Origin of the sequence: Streptomyces violaceusniger Tu 4113 (assembly GCF_000147815.2) — a bacterium.
Classification (GTDB): domain Bacteria; phylum Actinomycetota; class Actinomycetes; order Streptomycetales; family Streptomycetaceae; genus Streptomyces; species Streptomyces violaceusniger_A.
In genome coordinates, this window is sequence record NC_015957.1 from 8,355,464 (window position 1) to 8,368,742 (window position 13,279).

Consider the following 13,279-nt stretch of genomic DNA (forward strand, 5'->3'; position numbering starts at 1 on the left):
CAAGACGCTCGGCATCGTTACGTCCGCGTGTCCCCGCGGTAGCCGCTCCGCTCCCCTTCGGGCGCTTGACATGCGCCCACAGCACGACCGGAGCCCCCTCCAAGCCCACCAGCGCGCCCTGCAAGCTCTTCCGCAAGGCATTGCAGAGCTGTTACGTTCGCGCCATGACCCAGGAGCTCACGACCTCCCTTCCCACCGAGCCGGTGCGACCGTCCGAGAGCCCCGGATGGTGGCGCGACGCCGTCATCTACCAGGTGTACGTACGGTCCTTCGCCGACAGCGACGGCGACGGGATCGGCGATCTGCGCGGGGTGCGGGAGCGGCTGCCGCACCTCGCCGGGCTGGGTGTGGACGCCGTCTGGCTGACCCCCTTCTACGCCTCCCCGCAGGCCGACGGCGGCTACGACGTGGCCGACTACCGCACCGTGGACCCGCTCTTCGGCACCCTCGGCGACGCCGACGACCTGGTGCGCACCGCCCATGAGCTGGGGCTGAGGGTGATCGTGGACGTCGTCCCGAACCACAGCTCGGACCAGCACCCCTGGTTCCGCGAGGCGCTCGCCGACCGGCCCGGCGGCGCGGCCCGCACCCGGTACCACTTCCGCCGCGGCCGCGGCGTGCACGGCGAACTGCCGCCGAACGACTGGGAGTCGGTCTTCGGCGGCCCCGCCTGGACCCGTACCACCGATCCGGACGGCACCCCCGGCGAGTGGTATCTGCACCTCTTCGCCCCTGAGCAGCCCGACCTCAACTGGGACTCCTCCGAGGTGCGTGCCGAATTCGACTCGGTGCTGCGCTTCTGGCTGGACCTGGGCGTGGACGGCTTCCGGATCGATGTCGCGCACGGCATGGTCAAGGCCGCCGGGCTGCCCGACATCGGCCGCACCGAACAGGCCAAGCTGATCGGCTCCCAGGTGCTGCCGTTCTTCGACCAGGACGGGGTGCACGAGATCCACCGCTCCTGGCGCCGGCTGCTGGACTCCTACCCCGGTGACCGGATCGGCGTCGCCGAGGCATGGGCGCCCACCTCCGAGCGGCTGGCCCTCTACGTACGCCCGGACGAGCTGCACCAGGCGTTCAACTTCCAGTTCCTCAAGTGCCCGTGGGACGCGGCCGCGATGCGCCAGGTGATCGACGAGTCGCTGGCCGCGACCGGCTCCGTCGGCGCCCCCACCACCTGGGTGCTCTCCAACCACGACGTGGTCCGGCACACCACCCGTTACGCCGACGGCGGCCCGGGGCGGGGGCTCGCCCGCGCCCGCGCCGCGGCCCTGCTCACCCTCGCGCTGCCCGGCTCGTCCTATCTCTACCAGGGCGAGGAGCTGGGCCTTCCCGAGGTGACCGACCTGCCGGACGAGCTGCGCCAGGACCCGGCCTTCTTCCGCACCTCCGCCGACGGGCAGGACGGCCAGGACGGTCAGGACGGCTTCCGCGACGGCTGCCGGGTGCCCCTGCCCTGGACCCGCTCCGGCGACAGTTACGGCTTCGGCCCCGGCGGGAGCTGGCTGCCCCAGCCGGACGCCTGGTCCGGGCTGTCGGTGGAGGCGCAGACCGGCGACCCCGGCTCCACGCTGGAGCTGTACCGCGGCGCGCTCGCGCTCCGCCGTGAGCTGCCGGGCCTGGGGGACGGGCCGATGAGCTGGCTTCAGGCCCCGGCGGGGGTGCTCGCGCTGTCCCGGCCGGGCCTGGTGTGCACGCTCAACACCCTCGCAGAAGAGGTCGAACTGCCGGTCCCGGGGCGTGCGCTGCTGTCGTCGGCGCCGCTTTCGTACGGGGCCGGAACCGTACGCATTCCGCCTGATTCATGCGCGTGGTGGGCAATCTGACACGCGACCGGTACAGTCCCACTCCATGACCGCACGGCTTGCTGACATCGCAGCCCAGGCGGGGGTCAGCGAAGCCACCGTCAGCCGCGTCCTCAACGGCAGGCCGGGGGTGGCCACGGCCACCCGCGAGTCCGTCCTCGCCGCCCTGGACGTCCTCGGCTATGAGCGGCCCGTGCGGTTGCGGCAGCGCAGCGCCGGGCTGGTGGGACTGATCACCCCCGAGCTGGAGAACCCGATCTTCCCCGCGCTCGCCCAGGTCATCGGGCAAGCGCTCACCCGGCAGGGCTACACCCCGGTGCTGGCCACCCAGACCCCCGGCGGCTCGACGGAGGACGAGCTGACCGAGATGCTGGTGGACCGGGGCGTGGCCGGGATCATCTTCGTCTCCGGGCTGCACGCGGACACCTCGGCCGATATGCAGCGCTATGACCAGTTGCGCGGCCAGGGTGTTCCGTTCGTGCTGGTGGACGGCTTCTCGCCGAAGGTGCGGGCGCCGTTCATCTCCCCCGACGACCGGGCGGCGATGGGGCTGGCGGTCACCCATCTGGTCTCGCTCGGGCACACCCGGATCGGTCTCGCGCTCGGGCCGAAGCGGTTCGTTCCCGTACTGCGCAAGATCGAAGGCTTCCAGCAGGCGATGCGGGACCGGCTGGGGCTCTCCCCGGAGGAGTCCGAGGAGCTGATCCAGCATTCGCTGTACACCCTGGAGGGCGGCCAGGCGGCGGCGACCGCGCTGATCGACCGGGGCTGTACGGCGGTGGTGTGCGCGAGCGACATGATGGCGCTGGGCGCCATCCGGGCGGCCCGGCAGCGGGGTCTGGGGGTCCCTCAGAACGTCTCGGTGGTCGGCTTCGACGACTCCCCGCTGATCGCCTTCACCGATCCGCCGCTGACCACCATCCGTAAGCCGGTGCAGTCGATGGGGCAGGCGGCGGTGCGGGCGCTGCTGGAGGAGATCGGCGGCACTCCGACCCCGCCCAGCGAGTTCGTCTTCCTTCCCGAACTGGTGGTGCGCGGCTCGACGGCATCGGCCCACGGGGTGGAGGCGCGGGGCCGGGCGACCGGGGGCGCGGCTTAGGCCCTGGCCTGCGGACGTAGGTGTACATACGCCCTATAGAGGACCCCCGGACCAGGACATAAGCAATCAAGACCCGATGCCGCGGATGATCTGCGGGTGGACGTCGTCTGGCAGACTGTTGCCCTATGGGTGGAGCGACTATCAGGACGACGGCGGGCCGAATGGCCACCCCGGCACTTCTCGCGGACACCGATGCGGCACGGGCGCCGCACCACACCATGAGGGACCGGTTGCGTACGCCCAGAAGGCCCCGGCTCTGGTTCGAGATCGTCCTCATCGCCGTCAGTTACTGGACATATTCGCTGATTCGCAACGCCGTTCCGGAGCAGCGGCCGGAGGCGCTGCGCAACGCGGGCTGGATCTGGGAGTGGGAGCACCGGCTCGGCATGGCCTTCGAACGGGGCGTCAACCATGCGATCGACTCGGTGAGCTGGCTCATCGTGGGCATGAACTACTACTACGCGACGCTCCACTTCATCGTGACGCTCGGCGTGCTGGTGTGGCTCTACCACTGGCATCCGGGCCGCTACGCCGCCACCCGGCTCGCGCTCTTCGCGACCACGGGCGTGGCCCTGCTCGGCTACTACTTCTTTCCGCTGGCCCCGCCCCGGCTGATGAGCGGCGGACATTTCATCGACACCGTCGTGGCGCACCACACCTGGGGCTCGATGGCCTCGGGGAACCTCGCCGATATGTCGAACCAGTACGCGGCGATGCCCTCGATGCACATCGGCTGGTCGCTGTGGTGTGGTCTGACCATCGCCACGCTGGCCCGTCCGGTGTGGGTGAAGGTGCTGGGGCTGCTCTACCCCTCGGCCACGCTGCTGGTGATCGTCGCCACCGCCAACCACTTCTGGATGGACGCGGTCGGCGGGGTCGTCTGTCTCTCCTTCGGTTTCGTGCTGTCGTGCGCGTGGTACGGCTCGCTGCCGTACCGGCTGCCGAAGCAGGTGGCCGTGATCTGCACGGCTTGATCGTCCCCGGCGGAGCCGCCATTCTCTGTTCGGCATGTCCGACATGAGTTCAGGGGCTCCATGTGTCGCGCTGATCGACGCGGAATGAGCACGATGAGCGTGACGAAAGGGACCACCGGCCACCGTGCACACCGCCGACACCGCTGACGCGTCTGTATCCGCGTCCGTATCCGCGTCCTCCGTATCCGCGTCCTCCGTATCCGCGTCCTCCGTATCCACCGGCGCCGTCGCCGCTCCTGGCGTGCTGCTCCCCCGGCCCCGTACCGCCGGGCGGCCGCGCTTCCCGCTGGTGGCCACCGACCTCGACGGCACGCTGCTGCGCAAGGATCTGACGGTCTCGCCCCGCACCCGTGAGGCGCTCGCCCTCGTCCGGGCCGCCGGGGCGCGGCATCTGGTGGTCACCGGGCGCCCGGCCGCGTCCTGCCGGGAGTTCCTGGTCGCGATCGGCTACCGGGGGCTCGCGGTGTGCGGACAGGGCGCGCAGTTGTACGACGCCTCCGCGGACCGGCTGCTGGTCTCGGCGTCACTGGACCGGGAGCTGGCCCGGTCGGTGGTGGAGCGCACGGAGGAGGCGCTGAGCGCGGGGCCGCTGGAGCTCGCCGTGGTGACGGCGGCGCCCGAGAACCGCTTCGTCGTCACCGCTCACTTCACCGACCGGAGGCGCCCGGAGTGGGGGCTGGCCGAGCGGGAGGAGCTGTGGGCGGCGCCGATCGAGAAGGTGCTGATGCGCCATCGGACGGTGGCGGACGGGCTGGTCGCCGAGGCAGCGGAGCGGGTGGGCGCGGGCGAGGTGGCGGTGACCCACTCCGAGAAGGGCATGATCGAGGTGCTCCCCGCCGGGACGGACAAGGCGGTGGGGCTGCAACTGGCCGCCGACCGCATGGGGTTCACGCCCGCGGAGACGATCGCGTTCGGCGACATGCCCAATGACCTCCCGCTGCTGGGCTGGGCCGGATACGGGGTCGCGATGGGCAACGCGCATCAGGATCTGATGGCGATAGCCGATGAGGTGGCGCCGTCCCATGAAGAGGACGGGGTCGCGGTGGTGCTTGAACGGCTGTTCGCCCACCCTTGAGCGGCTCTCGCATCACACTCGCGACCGGTTGGAGCCGCCCGCCACGCCCTTGACTAGACATACACAACTAAACAAAATATCCAAGGTGCGAGCTGAACCACGAGCTGAACCCCGCTACGTCGACGAGCGCTCCGGAGCCACGTACTCCATCGACGACCCCCGCTGGTGCGGTGACGACGGGGCTCCCCTCACCGTCTCCGCGCTGCCCGGCATCACCCGCGAGCAGGTGGACACCGGGGCCCGGTCACTCTGGCGCTACCGAGCGGCCCTCCCGGTGCGCATCGACGCCCCGGTGTCACTGGGTGAAGGGTGCACCCCGCTGGTCGAGAAAGACTGGGGGGAGGATCGGATTCTCTTCAAGCTGGAGTGGTTCAGCCCCACCGGCAGCTTCAAGGACCGCGGCACCAGCGTGATGATCTCGCTCCTCGCCCAGCGGGGCGTACGGGAGGTCATCGAGGACAGCTCCGGCAACGGCGGGGCCTCCGTCTCGGCGTACTGCGCCGCGGCCGGCATCCGGGCCAGGATCCTCGCCCCCGCCACCACCTCCCCCGCGAAGATCCTCCAGAGCCGGGCGTACGGCGCCGAGGTCGAGCTGGTGCCCGGCGACCGGGACGCCACGGCGGCGGAGGCGCTGCGCCAGTCGGCCCATACGTACTACGCCAGCCACAACTGGCACCCCTTCTTCCTCCAGGGCACCAAGACCCTGGCGTACGAGCTGTGGGAGGACCTGGGCTTCACCGCGCCGGACGCCGTGGTGACCGTGGCGGGCGCGGGCAGCACCGTGCTCGGCTGCGACCTCGGCTTCTCCGAGCTGCTCGCCGCGGGCCAGATCGCCCACCGCCCCCGGCTGCTCGTGGCCCAGCCCGCCCACTGCGCACCGCTCCACGCCGCGTTCCACGCGGGCACGGAGGCCCCGGTGCCGTTCGACCACGCCCCGACCATCGCCGAGGGCACGGCCATCCGGGAGCCCGTCCGCTTCCCGGAGGTGCTGCGCGCCATCCGCCGCTCGGACGGCGACATGGCGGCCATCCCGGAGGACGCGATCGCCGCGGCGGTCCGCCGGCTGACCGCGATGGGGCTGTACGCGGAGCCGACCAGCGCGACGGCCGCAGCGGCGATCGAGGTCTTCCGGGCCCGGGGCGCGATCCGCCCCGGTGAGACGACGGTGGTGCTGCTGACCGGGTCGGGCCTGAAGGCGACGCCGACGATGACGGAGCTCTTCGCACCGGAGGGCGGTGGGCCGCGTTGACCGAGGAGGAACGGGACGGGACGGCCGGGTCGACGGGGTCAGCGGGAACGGCCGGGGCAGCAGCAGGGGGGACAGCCGAGGACGAGCTGCTGCTGCGCGAGGCCGAGAAGATCGTGGTCGCCATCGGCCGGATGTTCCCCGGGCTGTGCGAGGTGGTCCTCCACGATCTGCGCAACCCCGACCAGTCCATCCGCGCCATCGAGAGCAATCTCTCCGGCCGCGAGGTGGGCCAGCCCACCACCGAGCTGGGCCTGGCCCGGATCCAGGACCCCGGCTTCCCCGACATCGTGCAGAACTACGCCAACCGCTTCCCGGACGGCCGCCCGGCGAAGAGCACCTCGATCGGCATCAAGAACGGCGCGGGCCAGTACGTCGCCGCCATCTGCCTCAACTTGGACGTCTCCCTCTTCGGAAGCGTCGCCCGCAGCCTCAACAACCTCATCCGGACCGATGAGCAGCAGCAGCCGCTCACCGAGACCCTCCGCGCCCGTACCGCCGCGGAGCTGCGCACGGTCATCGAGGAATTCGCCGCCGCCCGCGGCCAGACCCCGCGCAGCCTGGGCACCCCCGCCAAGAAGGAACTCGTCCGCAGCCTCAAGACCAGCGGCTACCTCCAGGTGAAGCACTCCGTCCAGGTGGTCACCGAACTGCTCGGCGTCTCACGGGCCACGGTCTACAACTACCTGCGCACGCCCTAGACGTCGTCTTTTCGCCCCCCCCTCACCCGATGAATCGGCCTCTAGGCTGAGAACTCATGAATCACAGCAGTCGGTTACCACGGTGGGGCGCGCTGGCCCTGACCCTGCTCCTCGCGCTTGCGACCGCGTGCTCGCGGCATGAGGAGACAGCGCCTGACCACCGGATCTCACCGAAAGCACGGACGTATCTCACGGCGGCCCTGGACCTCGTCCAGAAGCGGGCGCTGAAGCGGGGCGAGGTCGACTGGCCCGAGATGCGCCGCACGGCGTTTGCCCAGGCAGCGGGCGCCCGGAAGCCGAGCGACACCTACCCCGCGATCGAGGGGGTCCTCCGTGCCCTCGGCGACGGCCACAGCCGCTTCATCACTCCGGCCGCCGCCGAGCAGGCCTTGGGGACATCCTTGGAAAGGATCCCCGGCCTGGTCGCCAAGCGGCTGCGGGACGGCCCGGGGTACGTGGCCCTGCCGGGTGTGCAGGGCTCGACGCACACGTATGACACCTATGTGCGTCAGGGCCGGGGCGCGGTGGCGGCGGCGGACCGGAAGGGTGCCTGCGGCTGGGTGGTGGATCTGCGCGGGAACAGAGGCGGGAGCGTGTATCCCATGTTCGCCGTCACAGCGGCGATCCTGGGCGACGGGAAGGTGGGCGCGTTCGTGGGGGCCAACGGCAAGCGCACCGTGTGGACGGTGAAGGACGGGACCCTCGAGGTCGGCGCCAACTCGTCCCCGTGGGCGGCGGCCAGGCCACTGTCGCGTACCCACCCGGCCGTGGCCGTTCTCACCGACAGCGGGACCGCAAGTGCCGGAGAAGCGGTGACCGTGGCCTTCCGGGGCCGCCCCGCGACCCGGAGCTTCGGAATGAAGACGGCTGGGGTTCCCACCGGCAACACCCCCCACCGTCTTTCCGACGGTGCGGAGCTACTGCTCACCGAGGTGAAGGAAGCGGACCGAACCGGGCGCACCTACGACGGACCGATCCCGCCGGATGAGGAGTTCCTCGTCGAGCCCAAGGACATCGGCACCAGCCGCGACCGCGCCCTGGACGCGGCCGTCCACTGGCTCGGGAAACCACCCGGCTGCCCATGAGCGGAGGCCCCGCGCGGTGCCGCCTCAGCAGCGCCGCCATGAGAAACGACCCCTTGGCCGCTCTGCCCCCGGCAGAGCGCCGAGCGGACCCGCCCCGCACTGCGCGACCATGGCGGAATGGCCAACGACATCTCGGTGCGCCGCCTCGACGAGCCGTCGAGCGACTGACGGTCTCGTCTCGCGCCTTCGGCGCCTTTGAGCATGGGTCCGGCGGGTGGGGGCGCGGGCGGCGTCGCCGGGCGGCGGGCCGTGGGTGGCAGGGCCGGTGGCGGCTCCCGTGCTCAGGGGCTTGCGCCGATGCCGGACCGCCGGGGGGTGGGGGTACCTCTGGAAAACGTTTGACAAATTAGTTGCTTCAGATCAAGTGTTTTCGGAAGGGGTACCCGGAGGGGCCGTCAGTCCGGCCGGGTCTCAGCCAAGGCCGGCCGGAGCCGCCACCGGGCTCCAGCCCCACCGGCCCGTCGGTCGGCCGCGAGGCCCGCGCCCCCATCCCCCCGCCCCCTGCTCAATGGCGCCGAAGGCGCGAGACGAAACCCGCACCGCACCACCGGCCCCATCACCAGCAAGCGGCCACGACGGTCACGCACTTCCCGGCAGATGGTCGAAATCGCCCCGCTTAAGCCCCCGGATAAAGGCAGCCCACGGGGCCGGATCCGTGGTGATGACGGCCGCCGGGTCATCGCTCTCCCGGATAAGTATGAGACCGGGAGACGGCGTCGCGACCTCGACGCACTCCGCACTGACTTGACCGCTACTGAAAGTCGACTTCCGCCAGAAGGACATGTCCAGGGCTCCCCTTCACAAGGTGTACAGCAAGTGCTGGATGAGCTGGAGTGAATCCCTCTCGGTATAGCACTTGCGTTCGCCCTGGAGGGCAATGGGCGGGAGAGCCACCGCGCTGAGGTGCTCGAAGGCCGAGTTGTACTGGGTCAGATGCTCGCGGTCCCCCAGGAACACGGACGAGACCGGGTGCTCGACATAGACCGTGCTCAGTTCGGGGACCCGACTGTCCAAGATGCTGAAAGGTGCTCCCGGCGTCGTCGAGTTGACGTCCGACTTGAACGCCAGCAACTGAATCCGCACGTGAGGCAACTCGGCCATGGTGACGAGGTGCTCGATCTGGCGGCGCATGACGTCGCCGGGCACGAACTTCATCAGGAGCGCGGCTTCATGGATGACCGCATGGAAGAGCTGCGATCCGTCGGCCAGCACATGCTGTCGCCGCTGCCGGAACTCGACGCCCGCATCGATCACTTGCGGGCTGTCCCGCTGCCCGCTCTCGAAGAGGCAGCGCATGTAGTCCGCCGTCTGGAGTAGACCTGGCACGTACATCCACTGGAACGAGCGGTGCGCCAAGGCACTCGCCTCCAGCTCCGCGAGATCGAGGGCTCGGGCATTGTGGCTGACTTTGTAGGGCGACCACCACCCCCGACCCGTGGCCCGGCTCAGCTCACACAACCCCTCGACCAAGGGATGGCTTGTGCAACCGTACGCCGCCACAAGGGCCCGCAGCTTCTCTTCCGGGATGGCTGTGCGGCCCGTCTCGATGTGACTCATATGCGCTCGCCCGAGCCCTGCGTGGGCTCCCGCCTCCGTCGCGGACAAGCCACTCGACTCGCGCAGCTTCCGCAGCTCCTCACCCAACCGTAGTTGCCGTTGGGTCGGGTTGACCCGCAGCCCCATCGCGCGACTCCCTTCGTGGATCACGCGCAGTCTGCCCGCCTTTGGGGCAACCGGTCCACTCGGGAGGGGGAATTTCCGACATTAGGTTGCGCTAGCTAAACCGACGTCTCTACCGTCGAAGACCAATCGCCCAACCGGCGTCCGCCCAACGGCCGTTGGCCGAAGGAGGCAACACACCATGAGCCACGCGCTCGCCCGCGCCGATTTCTCCCTCGTCTTCCCGCCCGACCCCGGATGGGTCCGTACCGCCCGGGAGGCCGTCCGCACCGCCCTGCACACCGCGAAGCGCGCCGACTTAACGGACACCGCTCTGCTGCTGACCTCCGAAGCAGTCACCAATGCCGTCAACGCCTGCCGAAGCAGCGGCTGTTCGGCACCCGTCACTCTCTACGCCGAGTGGGGACCGTACGGCACGCTGCGCGTTCTCGTGAGCGACGACGCCCCCGGTCTCCCCGCGCAGCGCACCCTCGCCGGAGACGCGGCCGACGCCGAGAGCGGTCGGGGACTGCTCATCATCGGCAGCTCCGCCACCGACTGGGGTGTCTGCCACCACGGGCCGGGCCCGGGAAAGTCGGTGTGGTTCCAGGTCAGCGGGCCCGAACTGCCCTGTCCGGGACGGTAGACGACGCCCGGCGCGCACGCCATACGAGAGGGCTCGGGGCCGGCCTCTCTCACTTCCGGGCAACGGGACGGGTGTGCGCCACCGCGGAGCTACCGTGACGCCACGTTTGCTTGTCGCTCGGCATCTGGAGGTTTGTGTGCGGTACAAAGGGCCGCTTCCGAAGCGGGTCACCGGCCGGTTCAATGCCTGGATGGTCGGGCTGCGGTCCTCTCCGCGGTGGGGGCGGTGGGTGAGTGGGCGGCTGACAGTGGTGACGTATACGGGGCGGCGGTCGGGGCGCAGTTTCAGTACGCCGGTCGCCTATGAGCGCGCCGCCGATGTCGTCACGATTCGCGTCGCCATGCCCCAACGGAAGCTGTGGTGGCGGAATTTCACCGGTGAGGGCGGGCCGATGGCGCTGCATCTGGACGGGAGCGAGCGGGCCGGGCACGGGGTCGCTCGGGTCGATGGGAAGGGGCGCGTCACCATCACGGTGCGGCTCGACGAGTCGCCTGCGCCGAAGAGCCGCTGACGCCTGCGGAATTGCCATGGGCCCCTTCACCCCGCGCGCGGAGCCGCTGAGTAAGATCGACGGCCACACGGGGGAAGGGCATAAATGAAACAGTTGTTGGGCGGCGCGCGCCGTCGGACGGCTCTGGTCGGCGGCGCCGTCGTGGTGCTGGTGGCGGCCGGGGTCGGGACCTGGGCCACGGACACCTGGCCGTTCGACGGCAAAGACACCTACTGCTGGGGTGCATGGAAAGAAGACAGCGGACCGGGCTTCCTGAGCGGCGACGCCCTCGACGAGGACAACGCCAGCCGTACGTCCAAGGAGACCGCGCCGACACCGCGGCGGCAGCGCGGGCAGTGCACCGTGGCGCTCCACTCCGAGCGCGTCGGCAGCGACGGCGACCAGGTCGTGGAGGAGACCGAGATCACGGTCACCTACGGCCCCGCGCCCGAGGGCGCCGGACAGCGCCTGCAGTGGATCGACGGATACCTCGGCGACCGGGCGATGCCGCTGCCCGATGGGCTGCCGGGCGCCACCGACGGGAGGCAGGCGCTGCTGGTGCTGCCCGAGGGGTGCGACACCCGCGACGGGCGGCCGACCACGGTAACGCTCGACTCGATGGCGCGGACGGTCTACAGCGACTCCACTTTGTCGGCCGACGCGGGGCTCGGCGGCTCCCAGTCCGTGGCCCAGTTGCTCGTCGCGGTCGCCAACCGGGCGATGGAGAAGGCGGGTTGCGCCCCGGCGAAGCCGCTCGAGGCCGTCTCGCCGATGCCCACCCTGCCCGAGGAGGAGGAGTCCTTCTTCACCCGCGCCTGCCGGATCAGGGGCCTGGAGTTCGGCGAGAAGGAGGCCCGCGACCTGGAGTATCAGGTCGGCGCGGTCACCCGGGGTCTCCAATCCTGTTCGGTACGGACGGAGCGCGGTGCAGGCCGGTACTTCGACGCCCTGATGGTCGCCGAGCCGCGGCTCTCCGCGCTGTTCGACGGAGCCACGGGCAGCAAGGCGCCGGCGCGCGGCTGGCGCGGTACGGGGGTCTTCGCCGACGACTACAAGGTCGTACGGGCCGACTGCGCGGGGCGCCCGCTCACCGTGCTGATGCTCGCCCCGTCGCTGCACGAGACGACACCGTACTTCGCCGCGTTCGCCAACGCCGTTGCGCGACGCGTCGGTTGCGCGCCCGTCGCACCTGGGGGATCGAGCCGATGACCGACTCCGAGAACACAGAGACCACCGAGAAGAACGAGAACACCGAGACCGGCGAGAGCGGCGAGAGCGGCGAGAGCGGCGAGAGCGGCGAGAGCAAGCCCCGCAGCGAGCGGGCCATACCCCTCCACGAACGGCGCCGCCCCTGGTGGCACTGGCAGCGCCTGACCGGCAGTCGGCTGCGGCTGGCCGTGACCACGGGCGTGGCCGCGGCAGTCGTGGGAGCGCTCCTCGGCGGCGCGGGCGTGGCCTGGCAGGCCGAGGCGGGTCCGTTCGCGGACGACCGGGCCTGCTGGGGGGCGTTCAGCCGGGACGATGTCGCCGCGCTGTTCGACGGGAAGAGGGACATCAGGACGTCCGATGTGCCCATCACCTCCGATCGCATCGGCGCCGAGGGCCCGTCCGGCGAATGCCGTCTGACGTCTCCGCGCGGGCGGCGGATCACCGTCCAGACGCACCAGTTGGCCGCCGGGTTCGGCGGCGCGGGCGACCAGTGGGCCGATGAGTTCCTCTCCGCGCGGCTCACCCCGCTGGGCGGCGGGCTGCTGGGCATGGCCTCGGACACCCGGGCCTGGCTCGCGCTGCCCGACGGCTGCGTCGGCCGGCCGAACCCGCTGGACATCACCGGCGGCCCCACCGTGATCGACCTGGAGACCGGCTGGACCGTCTACGACGACGAGGTCGACACCGAGGGCCGCGACGCGCTCGCCCGCGCCGTGGTCAAGCTGGTCAACCACTACATGACCGAGAAGGGGTGCACGGGCACCATCGCCGATCCGACCGGCCGGATGCCGGAGCCGCCGCGGTTCCTGGACGAGAAGAAGGACGCCATGTGCGACGTCAAGGGGCTGAAGCTGCCCGGTGCGTACGAGCGCCACGGAATGGGCCGTCCCCTGGTGACCCGGGGCGACGGCCCGGTGCGCACCTGCGACCGCAGTGTGCTCTTCGACCACCCCGGGCTGCGGATGATGACGGTCGAGGACCCCCGGCTGGCGGTGCTCTACGACCGGCTGTCCCGGGACGGCGCCAAGGACGCGGTCAAGGCCGGTGATCAGGACGGCTACGGCTTCGTCCGCGACGACATGGGGTTGTTCCAGGCCGAGTGCCAGACCGGCCAGGTCACCTTCCTGGTGCGGGCGGAGGACGGCGACCGCCCCGGCGACATCCGTACACTCCTCCCCCGCTATGTGGCCGCGGAGGCGGATCGCCTCGGCTGCGGGCCCCTGCACATCACGCTGCCCGCGAAGGGGTGAGCCGGGGCGCCGGAGGCGGGGGCGGGTCCGCCCGGACCCG

At 70.8% G+C, this 13,279-nt stretch carries 13 protein-coding genes; 11 read left to right on the forward strand and 2 right to left on the reverse strand.

The annotated features are described in order from the left end of the window. Positions 1-164: 164 nt before the first annotated feature. The 7 genes from STRVI_RS34190 to STRVI_RS34220 all read left to right on the forward strand — a co-directional run bounded on the left by STRVI_RS34190 (position 165) and on the right by STRVI_RS34220 (position 7,985). Entirely contained in the window at positions 165-1,826 is a 1,662-nt protein-coding gene (locus STRVI_RS34190; RefSeq protein ID WP_043236982.1) for a glycoside hydrolase family 13 protein, read from the forward strand. A 25-nt stretch (positions 1,827-1,851) separates the two neighbouring features. Continuing rightward, positions 1,852-2,904, forward strand: a complete 1,053-nt coding sequence (locus tag STRVI_RS34195) for a LacI family DNA-binding transcriptional regulator (protein WP_014060146.1) — start codon at positions 1,852-1,854, stop codon at positions 2,902-2,904. A 161-nt stretch (positions 2,905-3,065) separates the two neighbouring features. Continuing rightward, complete coding sequence (locus STRVI_RS34200) at positions 3,066-3,878, forward strand: phosphatase PAP2 family protein (protein ID WP_014060147.1); 813 nt, start codon at positions 3,066-3,068, stop codon at positions 3,876-3,878. A gap of 124 nt (positions 3,879-4,002) precedes the next feature. Beyond that, positions 4,003-4,953: an HAD family hydrolase gene (locus STRVI_RS34205; protein WP_014060148.1), complete on the forward strand. Its 951-nt coding sequence runs from the start codon at positions 4,003-4,005 to the stop codon at positions 4,951-4,953. Then, positions 4,901-6,202: a threonine synthase gene (locus tag STRVI_RS34210; protein ID WP_014060149.1), complete on the forward strand. Its 1,302-nt coding sequence runs from the start codon at positions 4,901-4,903 to the stop codon at positions 6,200-6,202. The genes STRVI_RS34205 and STRVI_RS34210 overlap by 53 nt, the downstream gene beginning before the upstream one ends. 86 nt (positions 6,203-6,288) lie before the next feature. Beyond that, the gene (locus tag STRVI_RS34215) at positions 6,289-6,900 is read left to right on the forward strand and encodes a helix-turn-helix transcriptional regulator (RefSeq protein ID WP_043240715.1); all 612 of its coding nucleotides are present in this window, start codon (positions 6,289-6,291) and stop codon (positions 6,898-6,900) included. Positions 6,901-6,956: 56 nt separating this feature from the next. After that, positions 6,957-7,985, forward strand: a complete 1,029-nt coding sequence (locus tag STRVI_RS34220; RefSeq protein WP_014060151.1) for a S41 family peptidase — start codon at positions 6,957-6,959, stop codon at positions 7,983-7,985. 579 nt (positions 7,986-8,564) lie between these two features. On the opposite strand, the gene STRVI_RS34225 is transcribed toward STRVI_RS34220, so the two are convergent. After that, positions 8,565-8,768 (reverse strand): DUF397 domain-containing protein, encoded by a 204-nt coding sequence (locus STRVI_RS34225; protein WP_014060152.1) that lies wholly within the window; start codon positions 8,766-8,768, stop codon positions 8,565-8,567. Between the two features lie 15 nt (positions 8,769-8,783). Then, entirely contained in the window at positions 8,784-9,668 is an 885-nt protein-coding gene (locus tag STRVI_RS34230) for a helix-turn-helix domain-containing protein (protein WP_014060153.1), read from the reverse strand. 178 nt (positions 9,669-9,846) lie between these two features. Here STRVI_RS34230 and STRVI_RS34235 point away from each other — a divergent pair, with 178 nt between their 5' ends. From STRVI_RS34235 to STRVI_RS53065, 4 genes are all read left to right on the forward strand, one after another. Next, positions 9,847-10,290 carry an ATP-binding protein gene (locus STRVI_RS34235; protein ID WP_014060154.1) on the forward strand — a complete coding sequence of 148 codons (444 nt, stop codon included), beginning with the start codon at positions 9,847-9,849 and terminating at the stop codon, positions 10,288-10,290. A 136-nt stretch (positions 10,291-10,426) separates the two neighbouring features. Further along, a complete protein-coding gene (locus STRVI_RS34240; protein ID WP_014060155.1) occupies positions 10,427-10,801 on the forward strand; it encodes a hypothetical protein in 375 nt (124 codons plus the stop codon). 84 nt (positions 10,802-10,885) lie between these two features. Next, positions 10,886-11,989 (forward strand): hypothetical protein, encoded by a 1,104-nt coding sequence (locus STRVI_RS34245; RefSeq protein WP_014060156.1) that lies wholly within the window; start codon positions 10,886-10,888, stop codon positions 11,987-11,989. Then, on the forward strand, positions 11,986-13,239 hold the full coding sequence (locus tag STRVI_RS53065) for a hypothetical protein (RefSeq protein WP_014060157.1): 1,254 nt from the start codon (positions 11,986-11,988) through the stop codon (positions 13,237-13,239). Before STRVI_RS34245 ends, STRVI_RS53065 begins: the two co-directional genes overlap by 4 nt. Positions 13,240-13,279: the final 40 nt, after the last annotated feature.

Bases quoted from the DNA above. Each gene is read 5' to 3' on its own strand.
- STRVI_RS34190 (WP_043236982.1), top strand. From the start codon at position 165: ATGACCCAGGAGCTCACGACCTCCCTTCCCACCGAGCCGGTGCGACCG.
- STRVI_RS34195 (WP_014060146.1), top strand. From the start codon at position 1,852: ATGACCGCACGGCTTGCTGACATCGCAGCCCAGGCGGGGGTCAGCGAA.
- STRVI_RS34200 (WP_014060147.1), top strand. From the start codon at position 3,066: ATGGCCACCCCGGCACTTCTCGCGGACACCGATGCGGCACGGGCGCCG.
- STRVI_RS34210 (WP_014060149.1), top strand. From the start codon at position 4,901: ATGAAGAGGACGGGGTCGCGGTGGTGCTTGAACGGCTGTTCGCCCACC.
- STRVI_RS34220 (WP_014060151.1), top strand. From the start codon at position 6,957: ATGAATCACAGCAGTCGGTTACCACGGTGGGGCGCGCTGGCCCTGACC.
- STRVI_RS34225 (WP_014060152.1), bottom strand. From the start codon at position 8,768: ATGTCCTTCTGGCGGAAGTCGACTTTCAGTAGCGGTCAAGTCAGTGCG.
- STRVI_RS34230 (WP_014060153.1), bottom strand. From the start codon at position 9,668: ATGGGGCTGCGGGTCAACCCGACCCAACGGCAACTACGGTTGGGTGAG.
- STRVI_RS34235 (WP_014060154.1), top strand. From the start codon at position 9,847: ATGAGCCACGCGCTCGCCCGCGCCGATTTCTCCCTCGTCTTCCCGCCC.
- STRVI_RS34245 (WP_014060156.1), top strand. From the start codon at position 10,886: ATGAAACAGTTGTTGGGCGGCGCGCGCCGTCGGACGGCTCTGGTCGGC.
- STRVI_RS53065 (WP_014060157.1), top strand. From the start codon at position 11,986: ATGACCGACTCCGAGAACACAGAGACCACCGAGAAGAACGAGAACACC.